The 21937-nt window shown below is 32.4% G+C and carries 16 protein-coding genes; 11 read left to right on the forward strand and 5 right to left on the reverse strand.

All coding sequences use genetic code 11. The features are described from left to right. Nucleotides 1–68: 68 nt before the first annotated feature. The 5 genes from V9L05_RS04595 to der all read right to left on the reverse strand — a co-directional run bounded on the left by V9L05_RS04595 (nucleotide 69) and on the right by der (nucleotide 7093). Nucleotides 69–2291, reverse strand: coding sequence for a ComEC/Rec2 family competence protein (locus V9L05_RS04595; protein ID WP_338814554.1), 2223 nt, complete (start codon nucleotides 2289–2291; stop codon nucleotides 69–71). Nucleotides 2292–2367: 76 nt separating this feature from the next. Further along, nucleotides 2368–2820 carry a hypothetical protein gene (locus V9L05_RS04600; RefSeq protein WP_338814555.1) on the reverse strand — a complete coding sequence of 151 codons (453 nt, stop codon included), beginning with the start codon at nucleotides 2818–2820 and terminating at the stop codon, nucleotides 2368–2370. A 123-nt stretch (nucleotides 2821–2943) separates the two neighbouring features. Continuing rightward, entirely contained in the window at nucleotides 2944–3900 is a 957-nt protein-coding gene (locus tag V9L05_RS04605; protein ID WP_338814556.1) for a site-specific DNA-methyltransferase, read from the reverse strand. A gap of 153 nt (nucleotides 3901–4053) precedes the next feature. Next, nucleotides 4054–5622, reverse strand: a complete 1569-nt coding sequence (locus tag V9L05_RS04610; protein ID WP_338814557.1) for an acyl-CoA carboxylase subunit beta — start codon at nucleotides 5620–5622, stop codon at nucleotides 4054–4056. A 163-nt stretch (nucleotides 5623–5785) separates the two neighbouring features. Beyond that, complete coding sequence (gene der, locus V9L05_RS04615) at nucleotides 5786–7093, reverse strand: ribosome biogenesis GTPase Der (RefSeq protein WP_338790095.1); 1308 nt, start codon at nucleotides 7091–7093, stop codon at nucleotides 5786–5788. 357 nt (nucleotides 7094–7450) lie between these two features. Here der and V9L05_RS04620 point away from each other — a divergent pair, with 357 nt between their 5' ends. The 11 genes from V9L05_RS04620 to V9L05_RS04670 all read left to right on the forward strand — a co-directional run bounded on the left by V9L05_RS04620 (nucleotide 7451) and on the right by V9L05_RS04670 (nucleotide 21709). Then, a complete protein-coding gene (locus tag V9L05_RS04620; RefSeq protein ID WP_338814558.1) occupies nucleotides 7451–7732 on the forward strand; it encodes a hypothetical protein in 282 nt (93 codons plus the stop codon). Nucleotides 7733–7880: 148 nt separating this feature from the next. Then, nucleotides 7881–8345 carry a hypothetical protein gene (locus V9L05_RS04625; RefSeq protein WP_338790093.1) on the forward strand — a complete coding sequence of 155 codons (465 nt, stop codon included), beginning with the start codon at nucleotides 7881–7883 and terminating at the stop codon, nucleotides 8343–8345. Between the two features lie 166 nt (nucleotides 8346–8511). Continuing rightward, entirely contained in the window at nucleotides 8512–8880 is a 369-nt protein-coding gene (locus V9L05_RS04630) for a hypothetical protein (protein ID WP_338814559.1), read from the forward strand. Nucleotides 8881–8944: 64 nt separating this feature from the next. Next, nucleotides 8945–9841 (forward strand): outer membrane protein assembly factor BamD, encoded by an 897-nt coding sequence (gene bamD / locus V9L05_RS04635; protein WP_338814561.1) that lies wholly within the window; start codon nucleotides 8945–8947, stop codon nucleotides 9839–9841. 81 nt (nucleotides 9842–9922) lie between these two features. Beyond that, nucleotides 9923–10273 (forward strand): DNA-directed RNA polymerase subunit omega, encoded by a 351-nt coding sequence (locus tag V9L05_RS04640; RefSeq protein ID WP_338814562.1) that lies wholly within the window; start codon nucleotides 9923–9925, stop codon nucleotides 10271–10273. A gap of 217 nt (nucleotides 10274–10490) precedes the next feature. After that, nucleotides 10491–12620 (forward strand): TIGR03032 family protein, encoded by a 2130-nt coding sequence (locus V9L05_RS04645; RefSeq protein WP_338814563.1) that lies wholly within the window; start codon nucleotides 10491–10493, stop codon nucleotides 12618–12620. A gap of 156 nt (nucleotides 12621–12776) precedes the next feature. Continuing rightward, complete coding sequence (locus V9L05_RS04650) at nucleotides 12777–13190, forward strand: hypothetical protein (RefSeq protein ID WP_338814564.1); 414 nt, start codon at nucleotides 12777–12779, stop codon at nucleotides 13188–13190. Between the two features lie 51 nt (nucleotides 13191–13241). Then, nucleotides 13242–16661 (forward strand): FG-GAP-like repeat-containing protein, encoded by a 3420-nt coding sequence (locus V9L05_RS04655; protein WP_338814565.1) that lies wholly within the window; start codon nucleotides 13242–13244, stop codon nucleotides 16659–16661. 137 nt (nucleotides 16662–16798) lie between these two features. Next, complete coding sequence (locus tag V9L05_RS04660) at nucleotides 16799–17218, forward strand: lipocalin family protein (protein WP_338790086.1); 420 nt, start codon at nucleotides 16799–16801, stop codon at nucleotides 17216–17218. A 513-nt stretch (nucleotides 17219–17731) separates the two neighbouring features. Next, complete coding sequence (locus V9L05_RS04665; protein ID WP_338790085.1) at nucleotides 17732–18136, forward strand: hypothetical protein; 405 nt, start codon at nucleotides 17732–17734, stop codon at nucleotides 18134–18136. A 42-nt stretch (nucleotides 18137–18178) separates the two neighbouring features. Further along, nucleotides 18179–21709, forward strand: coding sequence for a T9SS type A sorting domain-containing protein (locus V9L05_RS04670; protein WP_338814566.1), 3531 nt, complete (start codon nucleotides 18179–18181; stop codon nucleotides 21707–21709). The last annotated feature ends 228 nt before the right edge of the window (nucleotides 21710–21937 follow it).

The raw sequence follows: 21937 nt of genomic DNA on the forward strand, positions 1-21937 counted from the left end.
AATGAGATGTGAAGCTGTCGTTTAGGTGTCAAAGCCTCGTTTACGGTTAGAGTAACTATGGTTAAAATTTAATACTCTTTCTGAAAAGCACCATTTTTCAAAATTACAGTCGGAATTTTATTGACTTTTGCTTCATTAGAAAGTAGTTTTATTCTTGAACTATAATTTGTATCATCAAAAACTATATATTTCGTTTTGATATCTTTGAGGTCTGCCAGTGTATAAATTGGATTATTACTTATCCAAACTATTTCAATATTATCTAATTTTGGCAGAAATTTAGTATCTTTTTCTAGCCTTTTATTCCATAATAGAATAGTTTTATTATTCCAAAGGATAATTTTTCCTCCATTCCAATCACGGATTTGTACTATTTCAGTATTTGGTTCTTCAGTATAAATTGAATCCAAATTGATACGTTTATTTTCAGTTTTTCCATTTGAAAGTAAATCTCCAGTAAGCCAATAACTTTGAGCTTCTTCATTGTAAAAACTAGCCGAATCTAAAAGTGTAACACTTCTCCTTCCTTCTTGTAAAGACAAAGAAAAACCTTTTCTTATCTGATAAAAAACCAATCGTTTTTGATTTTCTGCATCTATATTTTTGTATAAATTTATTCCACAAAACAACAGACTAAACAGCAAAGAGAAGTAAAAGAAAATCCTTCTTGGTAAAACAAAAAAACAATACACAGTTATCATTAAAGCATACAAAAGCATACTTTCCATAAAACTAATCCTGATTTTTTCTAAAACCGAAAAGGGTAATTTTTCTATTCCAAAAACTAAATAATTGACAGCATATATAATCCAAGATAAAATCATTCCTAGAAAAGAGCTTACTGTCATACTGAAAAAACTAAACAAAATTATAGCTATTGCACACCCCAAAATAACCATAGCAGCAGGAATTACTACAAAACCTGACAACCAAAAATAAGAAGGAAATTGATGGAAATAATATAGACAAATTGGGAAAGTAATAAGTTGGGCAGCTAAAGAAACTGTCAGCAACTCCCATCCTTTTTTAATAACCCAACTAGAAGGCATCCAAACTCTAACTATTTTAGGTTGGATAAGTACAATTCCTAAAACAGCCAAATAAGAAAGTTGAAAGCCTACTTCAAAAATCATATAAGGACTAAAAATAAGCAATAAAAAAGCAGAAAAAGCTAAATTATTATAAATATTTGTACGTCTACTAAAAGTAAGTCCGATTTGAATAATAGCAAACATTACTGACGCACGAAGCACAGAAGGTGAAAGTCCAGTAAGAAAAGAATAACTAAACAGAACACCTAAAACAAAAAATAAATATAGATATTTAAGTTTATTATGCTTTCTCAAAAACCCTAGTAAAAAGGCAATCATAGCACTCAAAATACCTACATGCAGACCAGAAACAGCTAAAACGTGAGTTGCTCCAGCAGAACGATAAGCATTTTGTACTTCATTATCAATTCCATCTCTAATTCCTAAAAACAGAGCACTTGCTACTCCATAACTTTGCTTTGAAGGTATCATTTTTTTCAAAACACTATCCGAATACATACGAAAATCAATCGCTTTTTTACGAAACTGTTGTAAAAGAGTTAAGTTACTTTGAGTTTCAGAATTATTTTGATTGTTTACTAAGACAATTTCATACGAATTGATAAAATCTTGATGCCAAATATAATGGTACTTTAAATATTTTTGATAATCAAATGACGATGGATTTTCTGGTGGATTTGTCAGAATAGGAAACCCTTTTATCAATAGTTCATCTCCAAAATTATACGTTTTATCTACATGGTTTGCAAAATTTGTGTCATTTAGAAACTGATTCTTTTTCAGATACACCAAAACTTTTCCTTCTGCAAGCTGCCACGCTTTTTCAGTGCGAATTTTTTCTATTTCAAACTCAAATTTATATGATTTTTCACGCTCTTGAATCTCTGAAACAACTTTTCCTTGATATGCTAAAACTGTATTTTGATTGTTTTGAGAAATATTTTTGATATGTAAAGGACGTTCTTTTGGATTTATATTAGCTACTAAACTCATTCCAAGCCCTACAAAAACACCTACTAAAGTTAGTAAATGAAGCCAAGAAAAACGAGGTTTTGAAGTTGCTTTTACAAAAAAATGAAGTCCAAAATAAGCGACTACAAAAGCAGTAAAAATTCCTAATGAAAATGCTAACCCAATTTGAGAATATTCTCCTACCAAAATACCAATAATCAATGCCAAAACAGGACGTACAAGTGGATACGAATCCCAACGAAAAAGAGGTTTATCTCTTGGGCTCATAGGAATTAGTTGGTTTATAGGTTTAGGATTATTTTAAATTTTGACTATCGTTGAGACATTGCAGTCACACGATTTTTTATTTTTCTTGAAAACTAATTTTTTCTACAAATTTATCATACGTTTCTTTCTCTTCTTTTGGATAACGAATTTCGAAAGAACGAAAGCCTGTATCTGTTTTTTCAGTGCGCAAATAATATACTTTCCCATTCTCAAATCCAGAAATCACAAAAAAATTAGAATTAATGGTTTGATACTCTACTTTTCTATTTTGAGAAATATATTGTTTTTCTTGCTCTAAAGTTCTGTTTTGCCCATTTACACTTCCCCATACTAGGAGTTCTATTTTGCCACCATCGATGTAAAAAATTTGTCCATCGTTACTCTTCGAACTTCCAAAAGGTTCAAAAACAGCAGGATAGTCCAAACAATACTCAAAACGCTCATTGCAATAGGTAGATTGAGTAGAGCAGGAAGAAATTAGAACAGGAAATAAAAACAAAAAAAGATATGTAACTATTTTGATTTTCATATCTTAAATGTATGGAATATTTTTGGTAATTGGAAAAAATTAGGCTTTTTTTATTATTAAGATATTGCATCATCTATTGGAACAAAATAATAAAGGTGTTAGCATAATTAAAATTACATAGAATCATTTGTTTTTTAAACTCTCATCTATTCTTTTCTTTGCTATTTTGAAATAACCTTTATCCAATTCATAACCTACAAACTCTCTGTCCAACTCTTTGCAGGCTACCCCAGTAGAGCCACTTCCCATAAAAGGGTCTAAAACAACTTGGTTTTCAAATGTTATTAGTTTTACTAGATGTTGCATCAGTTCAACAGGTTTCAAAGTAGGGTGAAAATTAAAATCATCTTTCTTTTGTCTTACTTTAGGTACTAAAAAAAACTTATCATATCCATCTTCAAAAGCATCTGTTCGGATAATATTTGCAGGTACTCTTCCTTTTTCATGAGGATTATGTCCTACTTTGCCTTCATTTTTTTGATATGGAATTCTAGTTTCTTCAAAGTTTAAAGCTCCTGTTCCGTATTTTATAACATTTTGAGCTACTTTTAATCCTTCTTCAATTGGTTTTTGAATCAAAATAATAGGTTCATAGGCAGGTTTGAGTCCTAAGCCAGTTCCATCATATTTTTTTCCTATTTCAGAGTTTGGGGATAATTTGTGATTTTTATCTGTTTTATAACTTTCTGCACCTTCTTTTTTATAACCTTGTACATATTTATACTCTCCTACTTTTTTACTTTCTACTCCTAATTCTTTATCTATTGAAAGTCCGACATTTCTACTTTTTGGCATTCCATTGAGATACGACCAAAACAAAACATCTTTTATCAGAAAACCACTATCTTCTAAATCTACCATCAGTCTGTGCATAAGCCGAACCGAACTAAAAACTAATCCAAAACCACCAAATTTCATCTTTTTAAAGCTGTTTTTCCATACTTTTCTGTTTGGCAAACTCTTATCCCAATCATTTTTTTGATAAGAAATACCATACGGAGGGTCAGTAATTAGAGCATCAATAGAATTATCTTCTATTTCTTTTAGTTGGTGAGAACTTTTATTGTGGAGTTGAGGCATTTTTATAAATATCATTGATGGTTGTATGAACTTACTCTAAACTATTCTTTATGTCTTTTAAAAGGCTTTAAATTAGGATATATTTTACACAAAAAAAACTTAACAAAATAGATTGTTAAGTTTTTACATAAATTTCATGAAGTCATAAAACTCTTACAAAGGCAAATTACCATGCTTTTTCCTTGGCAACGAATCTACTTTATTTTCTAGCATTTTGAAGGCACGAAGTAATTTTTGACGTGTTTGTTCTGGCAAAATCACTTCATCGATATAACCTCTATGCGCTGCACGATACGGATTAGCAAATTTTCGGTTGTACTCGTCTTCTTTTTCTTTTAGCTTTTCAGCAGGGTTCTCAGAGGCTTTAATTTCGTTTTTGAAGATAATTTCGGCTGCTCCTTTTGCTCCCATTACAGCAATCTCTGCATTTGGATAAGCATAATTCATATCTGCGCCAATATGTTTTGAGTTCATTACATCATACGCACCTCCGTAAGCCTTACGAGTAATGACCGTAATACGTGGAACAGTTGCTTCACTAAAAGCATACAAGAGTTTTGCACCATCATTGATTACACCATTCCATTCTTGGTCAGTTCCAGGTAAAAACCCAGGTACATCTACAAAAACAAGCAACGGAATATTAAAAGCATCACAAAAACGAACAAAACGAGCTGCTTTTTTACTTGCGTCAATCGTCAAACAACCAGCTAAATTTGAAGGTTGATTTCCTACAATTCCGATACTACGTCCACCAATTCTACCAAAACCAACTAAGATATTTTCAGCATAATTTTTATGCACTTCTAAAAAGCTATCTTCATCGATTGTTCCTTCAATAACTTCACGCATATCATACGGTTTATTGGCATCTTCTGGAACAATAGTATTTAAAACTGGACGAAGTTCGTCGTCTTTTGCTTCATAAGGATAAACTGGTGCAATTTCTTCACAGTTTTGAGGAATGTAAGAGATAAGTTTTTTCAAATCTTCGATACACTGCACTTCATTGGCACAAGAAAAATGAGCTACACCACTTTTCGTACTATGCGTACTTGCTCCTCCTAATTCTTCTGCTGTAACTTCTTCATGTGTAACCGTTTTGACAACATTTGGTCCTGTTACAAACATATATGAAGTATTTTCGACCATCATAATAAAATCTGTAATAGCAGGAGAATAAACAGCCCCACCAGCACAAGGTCCCATAATGGCAGAAAGTTGAGGAATTACGCCTGATGCTCTTGTATTTCTATAAAAAATATCTGCATAACCAGCTAAAGAAACGACACCTTCTTGAATTCTTGCACCCCCCGAATCATTGAGACCAATAATAGGCGCACCATTTTTCATTGCCAAATCCATCAATTTACACACTTTCTCAGCGTGCACTTCTGAAAGCGAACCACCAAAAACAGTAAAATCTTGTGAAAACACATAAATCAAACGACCACTTACAGTTCCATAACCAGTGACGACACTATCACCTAAATAATGTTGTTTGTCTAATCCAAAATCTTTAGCTCTGTGCATCACAAAACGTCCAATTTCTTCAAAAGAACCTTCATCTAAGAGTAATTCTATGCGTTCTCTTGCAGTAAGTTTTCCTCGTTTGTGTTGTGCATCAATACGATTTTGTCCACCACCGAGCATTGCTTCTGCATTTTTTCGGTCTAAGACTTCGTTTGGAGTTTGTCCGTTATATGGGTTTTGTTGGCTCATGTGTTTGGTTTATGTTTTTAAAATTCTAAATAACTTGTAGATAGGATTTGCAAGTGATTTTTATGATTGATATGATAAATACAGGATAATAAAATCAGAATTCAAAACCAGTATCAAAAAAATAAAATTCGTAATTCGTAATTCGTAATTCGTAATTCTAATACTATTTCTCCTTAAAAATAATACGAATCGGCACACCTTCAAATCCAAAATGTTCACGAATTTTGTTTTCTAGAAATCGCTTGTACGACTCGTGTACATGTTGAGGATAATTAGTAAAGAAAGCAAACAAAGGCGCACTTCCTGTAAGTTGTGTAATATATTTTATATTGATATTTTTTCCACGGTGAACAGGTGGTGGTGTTCTTTTAATATCTGGCAATAATACATTATTGAGTTTTGAAGTAGAAATTTTGGTGCTTCTTGATTCATATACTTCAATTGCTTTTTCTATACTCTGAAAAACTCGTTGTTTTGTTAGCATAGAAGTAAAAATAATTGGAACCCAAGCAGCCGAACCCAATCTTTGCTGCATTTCTAATGTATATTCATGAGCTGTTTTGGAATCTTTTTCTACCAAATCCCATTTGTTGGCAATCAAAACGACTCCTTTATGTCTATCAATAGCTAAGCGTATCAATGTCAAATCTTGTGATTCTAGTTTTTGAGTTGCATCAATCATAATAATACAAACATCACAATCATCTAAAGCCTTCAAAGAACGCATTACCGAATAAAATTCGATATTTTCTTTTACTCTTGCTTTTCTACGCATTCCTGCTGTATCAGTTAAGATAAATTCTTTTCCATAAGCTTTGTAATGTGTATCAATCGAATCCCTAGTTGTTCCCGAAATATCTGAAACGATTGTTCGCTCTTCTCCTAAAAGAATATTTAAAAATGAAGATTTACCTACATTTGGGCGACCTAAAATAGCAATTTTTGGCAACCCTGCATTTGGATCTTCCTCTCCTACTTCTTCAAAGTTCTTGACTACTTCATCTAGTAAATCGCCTGTTCCTGTTCCTGTTTGAGAAGAAACACAATATAGTTCGCCTATTCCTAAATTATAAAATTCGGATGCACTTGTTCTATGTTCGAAACTTTCTACTTTATTGGCTACTAAATAAAGAGGCTTTTTAGAGCGTCTTAATACTTTTACAAATTCTTCATCAAGAGGACTAATTCCGACATGGGTATCGACCATAAACAAAATTACGCTGGCTTCTTCCATCGCAATTTCTACTTGTTCACGTATTGCTTTTTCAAACACATCTTCTGAACCGACAACATAACCACCTGTATCGATGACTGTAAAAAATTTACCGTTCCATTCGCTTTGCCCGTAATGTCTATCTCTAGTAACGCCACTATCATCGTGCATAATAGCTTTGCGTTCTTCAACTAAACGATTAAAAAGAGTAGATTTACCGACATTTGGTCGTCCTACAATAGCTACAATATTTGACATAATTTATTTTTTGAGGAAATACTATTTCCTGTTTTTTCTGAATTTTCACTTGAGTTTTGCCTATAAAGCAAACTTTGATGTTCATTTTTTCTATTAATCTACAAAATTACATAACTCTTTTGGACTTCTAAAATTGATTTGTCTGTATTCTTATTTTTTTGTGATTTAGTTTTCAGATTTTCATGATTTTTTTTGTTTATTAAAAAAAAATAGTACAACTGAACTACGAGTTGATTTTCTAAAAAATACTATTAAATAGTAATATCCAAATTTTTAAAGACAAACAAAGCGCAATAAAATGGATAGAAAACCTTATATTTGAGTAATTTTATAATTAAATTGAGCAAAATTATTCCAATGAAAAGATTCTCTCCCTATATTAGTGCTGGTTTGGTAGCTACCATGTTTTATAGTTTGTATCAAATAAAACAAACTCTTGGAAGCATGCCAAAATTTGCTGATGCACTTCATCATACTACTATACTATCATTATTTTCTATCTGTGGGCTTCTTGCTCTTGGGCTTAGTTTGAGTGGCTTTAAGAGTTTGGATGATAGTTTGAAATATGTTTCTTATTTTGGCTTTTTTGGTTCAATTGTTATTGTTTTGGTGGTTTGGCTACTTCCTTTTTTTGTTTGATTTTGGGAGGCAGGAATTAGAAAATGGGATAGAAAAAATACAAATTATTATGAACTTAATTATCTTGTCTTTTCAACTACTTGTATTGGTCTTTAACTGATAACTGGTAACTGATGACTGATAATTGAAAAAACTGGTAACTGATTCTATGGAGAATTTGAATTTATTTTGGGAGCGATTGATGGATGATACTTTGCTTGCTTCCTTTGTGGGTATTGCAAGTCTTTTTTTTATTATCATCTTAATCGCCTTTTTGAAGGTTGTTTTTACGGCTGATAAATCTGAAAAGTTGGCTTACAGACGTTGGCGAAATGGACTTTGGGGAGAAGAATATCTTACTCAACTCAAAACAATGACTGAAAGTACGCAGCAAACCATTGAAGCTTTACGTACAGAAATTAGTGACCGAGAAGAAGATAGCATACAAAGATTAAGACAGGCAGAAGTTTTGGAAGAACAAATAGCTGAAAGACAACGAGTCATTGAAGAATTAGAAGCTCAAAACAAACCTCCTTTTTCAGTTTCGACTTTTTTTATTGGTTTTACTGTCGGTATTATTCTTTTAGGTATTGCCTTTACAGTGCTTTATTTCTTGCAAATTATTCATTTTTAAGACAAAAAATGAAAGAAATAATTTGTTAAGTAATTGGTAGACAATTCAGAAATTGAAAATCAAATTATATTATTGTATCTTTGCAGATTGAAAAAAATATATTGTAACAGAATTATAGATTATTCTATAATCATCTAATTATCAATTCTTTAAAAGTGTCTATTTTATGAAAAATGCACTCCACGATTCACTCAAACGATTGATAGAAGAAGGAGGAAAACAAAACTTCCTAATTATTAATTTAGGAGAGTATTATATTCAAGTCGCTGGAGAATATTATTCAAGTCATTTATTACTAGAAGCCGTTTCTAACCATTATTTACCTTCTACAAAACAATTAAATTTGAGTTTACAGAAAAAAATAATTGATTTAGGCTGGACAGAACCTCAAAAAGAAGGTAATTATAGTTGTAAGATGAGTATTAATTCAACAAAGGAATATGATTTTTGTATTGCCTTTATTGAAAAAACAGCTAAAGAAATTTATGATGTAGATACTATCACGAATTCTATGATAGAATTAAATCTTGAATAAGAAAAATAAAATCAATCTAATTCTCAAAACGTATTATCCAAACAGTAACACGAAATTCATTCAAATGAAAAACATAAATCTTTTATTTCTTTTAATCTGTACTTTATTAGTTACAGTTTTTTTTAGTTCTTGTAGTAAATTCACAAAGGCAATGTCAGACCCAAACTGGCGTGAACGTGACAAAGTAGCTCAAAAATACTACGAAGAAGGCGATTATTATCGTGCAGGATTACTTTGGGAAGATGTAGTTCCGATAGTAAAAGGCGACCCACGAGCAGAAGACATTCAATTCAAATATGCCTATTGCCATTTTTATCAAAAGCAGTATCTTTTGTCTGCTTATTATTTCAAAAATTTTTACTTTACATATCGTAGAAGTCCGAATGCTCCAGAGGCTTATTTTATGAATGCTTTTTCATTGTATAAAGATTCTCCGAGAGTACATTTAGACCAAGAAAGTTCAAAAGAAGCCATTCAGGCCTTTCAAGATGTAATCAATACCTATCCTGAAACTGATTATGCCAAAAGAGCAAGTAATCATTTGGACGAACTAAGAGCAAAATTAGAACTTAAAGCCTTCGAAAATGCAGAATTATTCTATAATTTAGGTCGTTATAAAGCTGCTGTAATTGCATTAGAAAACTTTCAAAAAGAATTTCCTGATGCTCCCCAACTTGCAGAAGCTGCTTTTTTACGTCTCAAGTCTGAATATGATTTATCAAAAAACAGTATTTATAGCAAACAAAAAGAGCGTTATGAGATTTCTAAAACGTACTACTTTTATTTGATAGACCGTTACCCACAAAGTCCTTTTGTAAAAGATGCTGAAAATATCTATGAAAACATAGAAAAAGCTCTTAAAAACATAGAAAAAGGAGAAGTTATTGATATAAAAGAAAAAGACAAGAAAGATCCTAAAAAAATAACTACTTCTGAAGGCTCTGCTGGAGAATCTGAATAAGTTATAGAATTATAAAAAATCAAGTTGCTTTTTTCTTTTTTAAAAGTTATACTACAATAAAACAAATCAATTTATATAAATATGTCAGCTAAAAAATTCAATCCTCGTCGTGTTCAGACTGCTAACCTTCATACTCGTGATGTACAAGCCATCATTGCAGCAACAGGTAATCTTTACGAATCTATTTCTGTAATTTCTAAACGTTCTCGTCAAATTTCAACAGAGACAAAAGAAGAGCTAAATCAAAAAATATCGGAATTTAATGTAGGAACAGATTCTTTGGAAGAGATTTTTGAAAACAAAGAACAAATTGAAGTTTCTCGCCAATATGAACGCATGCCAAAATCAACTTCTTTAGCAACAGACGAACTTATGGAAGGAAAATTATTTTACCGTTATCGTCAGTCAGAAGATGACAAAACTTCTTTATAAATTTATTTTGGATAAATTAAAAAATACAGTTGAATGCTACATTTGCCTGTATTTTTTTTTGGGCAAAATTTGGCAAAACAATGATTAATACGTAATTTTCAGGATTATTAAACAAAATTAATTAATAATATTAATTAATTCAATCGTTTCTACATCTTATTTCATAGAAAGTGATATTTTTTATCATCTATTTCTAAGTAATCGTATTTATATATAAATGCAAACATCAAATACTATCGCAACTACTACTACACTATCTCATCAAACAGAATCAAATACTGTTTTTCATTATAATTCTGATTTTTTGGAATGGCTTAAAACAGAAGAAATTAGTTTAGCTGTTTCGACGTATCAAACAAATAAACTTTTTTTGATAGGGCGAGATACCACAAAACACTTATTTGTTTCAGAGCGTTCTTTTGAAAGAGCGATGGGTTTGCATGTAGAATCTGAAAATTCATTTTATTTAAGTACTCGTTTCTTGCTTTGGCGTTTTGAAAATGCTCTTGCAGAAGGACAAATTCATAAAGAAGCAGACAAAGTATATATTCCTCGTCAGGCTTTCACTACTGGAGATTTAGATGCCCATGATATTTCTAGGAATAAAGATGGAAATATTGTTTTTGTCAATACTCGTTATAATTGTATTGCACAGGTAAGCGAAAAATATAACTTCAAACCTCTTTGGACACCTCCTTTTATTACCAAAATGATTTCTGAAGACCGTTGTCATCTCAATGGAATGGCTATACGTGATGGCAAACCTCGTTATGTTACTATGGTTTCTCAAACAGATCGGCTTGATGCTTGGAGAGAACACAGACACAATGGTGGAGTTGTCATGGATATGGATACAAATGAAGTTTTGGCAGAAGGTCTCTCTATGCCTCATTCTCCTCGCTATTATCAAGATAAATTATGGGTTTTGAATGCAGGTAGAGGCGAGTTTGGTTATGTAGAAAATAAAAAATTTGTTCCTATTACATGGCTAGATGGTTTTTTACGTGGGTTAGCCTTCTATAAAAACTATGCTCTTATTGGACTTTCCAAACCAAGACACGAGCGTACTTTTGCAGGACTTCCTTTAGAAGAGTTATTAGAAAAGAGAAAAACTGAACCAAAATGTGGTGTTTTTGTAGTAGATATTAATACTGGAGAAATTGTACATAGTTTAGAGTCAGAAGGTGAAATAGTTGAGCTTTATGACGTACAAGTTTTACCCAATACAAAACGTCCTTCTGCAATAGATTTACAAACTGATGATATTGCTCGTTTCATTTCCATTGAAGAAGATGATAATAAAGTAGATTTTAAAGCTCTTACTAGCATTGAAAAACCTAAAAAATCAGTATATAGCATTAACCACTCTGAAACGAAACCATCTCAGCCACTTCCAAAACGCCCAACACAACATACAAATCCTGATATGGCTGCTACTTCTAAAGAAGCTATAAAATATCAAGCTAGTGTAAATGTTTCTTTGGAGCAAATAATTACACAATTTGGACAATTGACTTTTCCTAAACTAGATCAATTAGCTAAGGCAAGGAAAGTAAATGAACCTTTGATGATGTTGATAGCTCATAATGGTCAGCACAAAGTAGGCTGTATTGTGGTTGAAGCAATGCCTAATAAAGTAGGTAGAATATTAAGTTGGTATGTAATCCCTCCTTATCGTAGTATGGGCATTGGTAAAGAACTTCTTATAAAAGCTGAAAAAATAATTAGAAAAGTAAAGTTGCAAGGTATTATAATGGATTATGTATCAGACTGGACTCAAAAAGATACTATAGAAGCTATACTAGCAAAACAAAAATGGGAAAAACCAATAGCCAAGCTTAGTCTTTGTAAAGCTTCCAATGATTCTATCAGTAAAGCCCCTTGGCTCAAGAATCTTCCTCCTCTTCCATCTACTATGGAAATTGGAATGTGGAAAGATGTAACCAATGAAGAAAAGAAAATCATTCAAGAAAAGAAAAACACACAAGACTGGTATCCTGACATTGTATCACCGTTTCAGTCTCCTCATTTAGTAAGCCTAGACACAAGTGTTATTTTACGCTATAACAATGAAATAGTTGGATGGATTATTACCCACAAAATCAAAGCAGATACAATAGAATTTACAGGTTCTTTTGTTGATTTTAAAATTTTAGGTCTTCAAAAAAGAAGTTTGTTGTTACAACTATGTAAAAAAGCCATTAGTTTAGTTTTAGAGGAAGGCTATAAATATGGCATTTGGCAAATACCACAAGATCATAAGACTATGTTTAGATTTGTAGAGCATTTTTTAAAACCTTACCTCATTAATTTTACTGAACAGAAGGTATCTTATAAAGCATTATAATAATCAAAATCATATACTACAAAAAAGTAAAAACGCCTATATATCAATCAAATATAAAACCTAAATTTTCATTTTTTTTAAAAAGAATTTATATATTTGTGGTAACTTACACAAAATGTATAATTTATTTAACCCTAACTCTAAATCATATCTAGTATGAAGAAAATTATTTTAACATTTCTGTTCCTTTTTATAGGCTTTGTTGCATTTGCACAAACTCCAGAAGAGAAAGCAGATTTTTTAACCAGCGAAATGAATACGCTATTATCTCTTACTGCTGAACAGCAGGCAATGGTGAAAATAACAAATCGTGTTTATTATAGAAAGAACGAAAAGCTTGTAGCAAAGCGAGATTCTAATGGTGATTATTTAGCTATTATGGCAGGAACAAGTACTCTTTCTACTCAAGAACAAGAAACTATTTTAAGTAAAGTAAATCGAATTACAGAAGAGAGAAAAGCTTTTCATAGTAACAGAATGAAAATGAATCTTACTTCAGCACAATATACTTTATATCTTCAAAACATAGAGCGTCTTTTTGCACTTGTTGTAACTCAACTTGGAGAATAATAAATAGATTTATTTTATTAAAAAATTAAACAACTTTCCATATTATTTGATATGAAAAAAATAAACGATACGATCAATAAAAAATCTGTTTCAGAATACTGTTCAGATTATATTAATGGCTTCAATGCTCATCAACTTACCCAATCTTGGAAACGTAATGCTATTAAAGTAGTAGCAATAGCTAGTGTGTCCTCAGCAGTATTGTCAGCTAATGACGCTCAAGCTCAAGCTATTGACTGTCCTCCTGCATTTGAACAGATAGAAAGCAGAGGTGCTTTAACTAATCCTCAAGGTCTTACTAATACTCCTTACAGAACTGCTCCTGTATTCGTAGATTTTGATGGAGATGGGGATATAGATATCATTTCTGGTAGTGGAGGAATTCCTGCTTCAGATGATTTTCGTCTTTTTGAAAATACAGGAACTACTACTGCTCCAAACTGGGCAGCACCTGTACTTGCTCCGAATGGATTAAGTGGTGCAGATTTAATAGCTAACTTTGCAGCTAGTAATTTTACTCCTTCTTTTGTTGATATTGACAATGATGGTGATTTAGACGTTTTTATTGGTACTTTTGACAGTGGTATTCTTTATCAAGAAAATACAGGGAGTGCAACAGCTCCTAACTATGCAGCTGCTATAGCTAACCCTTTTGGTATCACAACAGCTGGAATTGGTCTCTTTACAGCACCTTCTTTTGTTGATATCGATGGTGATGGTGACCAAGATATGTTTATAGGGGATCTTTTAGATACTAACATTTTTTTCTTTGAAAATACAGGTTCGGCAACTGCTCCTACTTTTGTGGCTGGAACTCCTGCTAATCAATTTGGTTTTGATAACATAGGCTATGTAACTAGACTAAATTTTGCAGATTTAGATAATGATGGTGATTCTGATGTAATGATGGGAGATTATTATGGTAATTTCACTTATTATGAAAATACAGGTAATGCTACTGCTCCTTCTTTTGCATCAAATCAAGTTAATCCTTTCTTCATAGGAGGTGGTAACAGCACTTGGAGTTCTGTTTCATTTGCAGATGTAGACAATGATGGAGATTTTGACTTAATTTCAGGAGAAGAATTTGGAGATTATATCTATCATGAAAATTATGGTACACCTACTGAACCTAAATATAGTAATCTTCCTTTTGATATAGCAACTCTAGCAGATGGTTACAATGCGCTAGACTATGCCGATATGGATGGTGATGGAGATATTGATATAATTTTGGGAAATGATGGGGGAGATGTCCTTTTCATGGAAAACATTACTACCTCTACTCCTGGTGCTAGTTTTGCAGCTCCTGTATCTATTATAACTGTAGGTGGATTTGAAGTTCATCCTACTGTAGCAGATTTAGATGGTGATGGTGATATAGATATTTTGGTAGGTGGTTTTGCAGGTACTAACCTCACTTACTTTGAAAATATAGGCAATGCAACTACCTTTAACTTTGCAGCCCCTGTAGTAAGTCCATTTGGTTTGACTGGAGCAGGAGGTAGCTTACGTGCCCCTGAATTTATGGATATAGATGGCGATGGTGATCAAGATATTTTAGTAGGTCGTGGCATAGCTGGAGCTCTTTATTTTGAAAACACAGGTACTTCAACAGCACCTGCCTATGCAGCAGCAGTAACTAATCCATTTGGTCTTAGTGGAATTGCTGCAGGAGCAAGTTTTGGCGAGGTAGATATTGACAATGATGGTGATTTAGATCTTGCTTATGGAGACGATGCCGCTATATCATTTTATCTCAATACTGGCACTAGTACAGCACCTAACTTTGTAGATGCTGGAAATAGTTTTGGAATTGATGATAATGCAGATACTGATTATGATGTTACAGTTGTTGATATAGATCAAGATGGAAATTATGAAGCATTTGTAGGTAATAAGAGTTCTGATTTATTTATTTATAAAGACACAAAAGTAATACCTGAAATATCTATAGTAGAAGGAGCATCTATTTTTTCTTGTAATGTAAATACGTTGAGTATTAGTTCAACTAATATTGGATTAAATGACCTTACAGTTACTTGGTATGACTCAAACAACAATGCTGTTGCTACTGGACCTACTTTTACACTGACTTCTTTAGATACAGAGACATATTCTGTTAAAGCTGTATCAGCTGCTGGTTGTGAATCAAATCAACCTACTGTAAATGTAATCAAAAACACGCCAGTAATTTCTATCGTAGAAGGGGGTTCAATTTCTTCTTGTGATATAAATACGTTAAGTATTAGTTCAACTAACTTTGCATTGTCCGACCTTACCGTAACTTGGTATGATTCGAACAACAATGCTGTTGCTACTGGTCCTACTTTTACACTGACTTCTTTAGATACAGAAACTTATTCTGTAAAAGCTGTATCAACTACTGGTTGTGAATCAAATCAACCTACTGTAGATGTTGTTAAGAATGTTCCAATTATTTCTGTTGTAGAAGGAACTACAGTTAATTCTTGTGAAGTAACTACTTTGAGTGTAGCTTCTAGTAATTTCTCATTAAGCGATCTTACCTTTGAATGGCTCAATGCTAATAATACTGTTGTGGGAACTGGTCAAACATTTACAATACCATCTCTAGAAACTCAAACTTATAGAGTAAGAGCTACTAGTGTTACAGGCTGTCAATCAACAGTTGTAGTGAACGTAGTGAAGGAAACTCCTATTATATCTGTTACAGAAGGAACATCAGTATTTTCTTGTGAACCAGTTACTTTAAATGTAGAATCTAGTAATACCTTGCTAAGTGATCTTACATTTACTTGGTATGATAAAGATAATAACGCAGTTGCTACTGGACTTTCTTATGAAGTTGATCCTTTAGCATTACCACAAACAGGACCTAAAACATTCTCTGTAAGAGCTGTAGGAACTACTGGTTGTGAGAGTAATCTTGTTACTGTATCTGTTTCTTGTTCTGATGAAGTATCTATTAATTTGACAGCTTCTGCTGGTTATAACTCAGCTAACTTAAACTGGACAGCTACTGGAGCTCGTCCTATCCGTGAGTATGAAGTATATGGAGATCCAGGACAAGGTGGTACTTACTTCTTGTTTGGATTTAGTCCAACAACTTCTTATGGAGCAATTGGTCTTATGAATGGTCAAAATGTTAACTTTAAGGTGCGTGCTGTTTACACTGATGGTAAATATAGTCCTTATTCTAATGTAGTAACAGTGAGACCTTCTGTTGTATTAGGAGAAGATGATAAAAATAAAGCAGGATTTGCATTTTTCCCTAATCCAAATAGTGGAGAATTCAATATTAAGTTACAAGATGGCTCTGCTTCTGCTACTATTAGTGTAACAAGCATTTCTGGACAAAGAGTTTATACTACTACTTTGAATGCTTCTCAAAGCTCTATTAACTTAGGCAATGTAGCTTCTGGTATGTATATTATTCTTGTAGAAACTGCTCAAGGTACTTATCAACAAAAAATCAGTGTTGTACGCTAATATTTGAATAAAAATAGAATTGCTTATAGCTTTTAAAAGTATGAGCAATTCTATTATAAAATACTCATCCTAATTTTTGATATAATCAAATTGATTGTATCATTTATCAAAAATCATCTTTAAAACACGAAATTTATATGAAATTTAATTATGTGCGTATACTCGCCTCTTTCATCTTATTAATAAGCGTAGGAGCATTTACATCTTGTTCTTCACTCACATCAGATCCAAATGGAGTTACTGATGGAGCTTTCGTTGGTAGTTGGACACTTACTAAAGCCAATTATGGAACTGAGGTAGCAGAACAATCATCTTTTCAAGGATTTACTGTTTCTTTAAATTCTAGTAATTCATATGTTATCACTAATCCAATGTCTAATCCTGTTCCTTCAAAACTAAGTGGTACTTATGAAGCTAGTGGTGGCTTCTTAGTTTTTGATGGCTCAACTTCTGTACGTTTGGTAACTCTTAGTGGAAACACCATGACTTGGGAGTGGGAAGTATCTAAACCAGGTAAACAAACTACAACTTATAGATATACATTTGAGCGATCATAAAAAGTATTAGCTAATTTTTTAAAAGCCTTTTTATTATATATTAATATAATAAAAAGGCTTTTTTGTTTGTACATTGTTATTTACATAAATAATATGGTTTAAAAGGAAAAAATCATATATTTGCCAAACTAAATGCATTACTAAAATTCTGAAATAATAATACTTTGACATATATTCTATTAACAAATCTGTTCAAAGCAAACTATATATTATCACAGAATGCAAATTAAATAGATTATTGGAGATTTATATCATCTTTAACTTTACAGGATTTTCTTATAAAAATCCTCAATGGTTGTTTCTGCATTGTTTTATAAGGTTATTATGTTTAAACATAGCATGTTTAATTTTAGACAGTAGCCTTTAACACTCAACAGGGTTTTATTTTTTTATGAGAAAACCCTGCTTAACTTTACTAGTTTAGGTAAAAAAAAATCTAACCAAATATTCACTAATAAGGATAGTGTGTTTAGTCTGTATATTGTTTTAATTTTTAATTTAATTTTTTATAAAATGAGAAAATTACTATTTCTGCTTCTAATTACATTTGCTATTTCATATTCAGCAAATGCACAGATCAATTATTCCAATCCTGAAAAGGTATATTTTAAGGGAGAAAAAAATGATAAACTATTTTTCTTAATCGGACAAGATGATATACCTCTTTATGAAAGACATTATTTTGCACAACTATTAAATGAATCCCTCTCTTCTTTTAATCCAAAAGAGATTTCATTCTCTAAAGTTGGCACAAACACAATGTATTTAGTGGTAAAAAATAATCTACAAAGTACTTTTACATTAGCTTTTGTTCGCTCTAAAGTAGCCAATATCAAAAGTCAGATAGTTACAATGAAGCAAAACTTCACAAATGATGAAGCAGCTCAAGAACATTTCAAGTCATTAATTATCAAATAATCCCCTTTAATTCAATCAGCTAGTAAAAAAAAATTAACCATAATGAAAAATATATTCTTAATAGGAATAACCTCAATCCTAAATTTATTCTTATTTTATACTAATACTTTTGCTCAATGTCCTGTTGGGCAAGGAGAACTAAAAGTAGTCCTTTATACAGATAGACAAAGTAGTGTAGATAATGATTACACAGTAAAAGTTGATGGAGTAACAGTAGCAACAGGTGCTATAGGAAGCCTAGCAAATCAACAGGTGGTAGAACTTTATATTGGTTGCCATGCAAATAATTCCATGGTAGAAGTAACAGTCAATGACAATGACGACGATGGAATAAGTGACATATCACTTAACGGTTCTGATGAAGATTCTCCTGATTTTAACATTCAGTATGAAGGAGTAGTGATTTTGTCTGGTGATGTCATAGAATCTGGTGGTTTACTCACTCCTACTGGAGGATTACCTCTTTCTTGTTCAGGCACAAATGAACGTCTAATTATAAAGCTATATCCTGATAGTTTTTCAGATACTGAAAATAGCTATTCTATCAAAATAAATGGAGCAGTTGTCGCAAGTGGTGCAGTAGGAAGTCTTCCTGACGAAACAGGTACTGATTATAATCTCTATGTAGGATGTCATGCTCCTACTGACATAGTAGAAGTAGAAATTTTAGATAACTCTGGAGATGGTATTGAACCTGATGGAAATTATAACAGTCCTTCTTGGAGAATGTCTTATGGAGGCATTCCATTATTATCAAGTCTTGTGGTTGGAGATGGAGGTATTTTAACTCCTCCAGGTGGGTTACAACTTAAACCAACATGTGGGACAAATCAAGTACCTTTATATATGTCTATTTATACTGACTCATTTAGTGATACAGAAAATTCATATTCTATAAGCATAGGAGGAACTGTAGTAGCTTCAGGAGCAGTAGGTACTTTACCAGAAGAAAACGTTATTATGTTAGATTTAGGTTGTCAAACTATAGGAGATGATGTTTCTGTTACCTTCACAGATAATTTTGGAGATGGTATTTCTGCTTCTACTGGTGATGCTACTTGGATTTTATATGCCGCAGGTAATTCCTCTCTTTGTGAAAGTAGTTTAATTGCATCTGGAGAAGTAAATGGCTCAGGTACAACTCAGATAGTGCCTATAGAAATTCCTCTTTGTGGCTTTGCAGACTGTGAATTCAAACGTCCTTTATGTGTAGATTTAACAACAACTCTTACATTTTCTTCTGGTACAGCTCGTGGTGCTGTTAATGAGATTATCACAGGTGTTGATTTTGGTTGTTTAGGTGCTTCTGAAAGAAATTCAGCTTGGTATTATTTGCAGGTAGATCCATCAGCTCCTACTAACTCTACACTTAGCTTTCAAATGATTGGAAATCTTAATGCAGACTATGATTATGCTGTTTGGGGACCTTTTACACGACCTGATGTATGTGGTGCTGATTTAGGTGCACCTACTGATTGTAGTTTTAGTTTTACATCTAATGAAACTGTTACCTTAACTAATGTAAACCCAAATGAATATTATGTATTTATGATTAGTAGATATGGCGATACAGAAACTACTCATACTTTAGTTCAGCTTGCAGGTAGTACCGCTAGTACAACTTGTTCAATTGTAACCAATCCTTGTTCACTACAACTGCCTGACGATTATTCTATATGTGCAGGAGAAACAACAACTCTTACAGCAGGTGTTACTCCTAACTCATCTTCTTGGTCTTATCAGTGGTTTTTAAATGGTACAGCTATTACAGGTGCTACAAATAGAAATTATACTGTTCCAGAACAATTTGCATCAACTACTTTTACTCAAAACTATAGAGTAGAGGCTTCCAATAGTGCATTTGGTTGTAATGTACAAGATGATATAATACTTACTATACGAGCAGGTGAATTTGATCTTGATTTAGGGGATGATATTTCTCGTTGTGACGCAGCAGGTGAAATTATACTTAATGCTTCTGACCCTTCTCAAGGAGCAGGTTTTACATATCAATGGTTTGAAAATGGAGTAGCTATTAATGGAGCAACAAACTCAACTCTAAATGTAAACTTTACTTCTACAGGTGGTAACCCTGTTACAAATACTTACAGAGTAATAGTAACAGATTCTTCTCCAACAGGTTGTAGTCAAGCTGATGAAATTGATGTTACCTTTGTTCCAGACCCAATTATAAGTTTAGGGGCAGATATTATAGCATGTGATGCTTTTGGCACAGTTACACTTAATGCTGCTGATGCTTCTCATGGCAGTACTATTTCTTACCAATGGTTTAGAAATGGAGTGGCTATTAATGGAGCAACAAATGCTACTTTAGATGTTTCTTTTGCTTCTCAAGCTGGTGTAGCTCAAACAAGAACCTATCGTGCAGAAGTTACTGATTCTCGTGGTACAGGTTGTACACAAGCTGATGAAGTTGAGGTTACTTTCAAACCTAATTTGGTAGTCAATTTAGGTCAAGATTTAGAGTATTGTGAAAATGTTTTCCAATTTAATATTAATGCTTCAGATGCTACTCATAGTGGTAATATGACCTATGAATTATTCGAAAATGGAACATCAATAGCTACCTCTAACAGCCCACTATTTTCAGTTTCTATAAATGAGCCAAATGCAACAACTCTTCAAACTCGTACATATAGAGTTAAAGCAACTGATAACACATCTTTAGGTTGTACAACAGTGAGTAATGATTTGAAAGTTACTTATAATTACAAACCTCTTATTATTCCTATTGCAGATAGAATTGATGTAGAGTGTACATCTAACCAACTGACAGCTCAGATTAGTAATCAAAATGATAATCACTTAACTTACTCTTGGATGTATTCAGGAGCTAATACACAGTATGAAATTTCAACTACAGCTTCTGTTTTAGTAAATAGAAGTGGTACTTACACACTCACAGTTACTGCGACTTTAAACAATGGAACTACTTGTAGTAGTGTAGAATCATTCGTATTGAAGTGTAATGAAGACCCTATTCCAGAATATGTTCCAGTTCTGACAGGACAAGCAGGTTATTCATATGTAGACTTAGAATGGACAGATGTACCAGAAGGTATGGACTTTTTAGAATTTGAAGTCTATATGGGAATAGGTGATGAAGAACCAACTATACTTGCTAGCATTACTCCAAATACTTTTGCAAGAGTAGATTTATTAAATGGCAGAAAGTATTCTTTCCGTGTTCGTCCTATTTATGTAAACCAAGGAGGAAACAATTATGAACTAGGAGCTTATTCAAATATTGTTTATTTAACTCCTTCTATCGTTTTAGGACAAGATGAAACAGACAAACGTTCTGCAATTTCTCTTTTCCCAAATCCATCTAATGGTAGCTTTACAGTAGAATTTAAAGCAATTCAGGCACAAAAGGCTAACTTAACTGTTGTTGACTTAACAGGAAAGGTTATTCTTACACAATCACTTTCAGATTTGAATAATGGTTCAAAACAAAACATCGAACTGAATGGAGTTTCTAGTGGCGTTTATATTGTTCAAGTGCAAACTGAAAAAGGAGTCTATCAACAAAAAATTACGATTATGAAATAAATCCTAATTTTATAACCTAGATTTTCATGAAAAAGCCTATTCCAAAACGGAATAGGCTTTTTTTATGATAGTGTTGTCCGACTTTTCAAAAGCAAAGAGTAAGGATACAAATCTCCATAAATTATAACTTTAGCTTTTTCATTTGCAAATATTTTAGAATAATCTTGAGAAAAGCATTTTGAGAAAAAAATAGTAGTAGAAACAGAATTGAACAGATTAATTTCATAA

Source organism: Bernardetia sp. Wsw4-3y2 (genome assembly GCF_037126295.1).
GTDB lineage: Bacteria > Bacteroidota > Bacteroidia > Cytophagales > Bernardetiaceae > Bernardetia.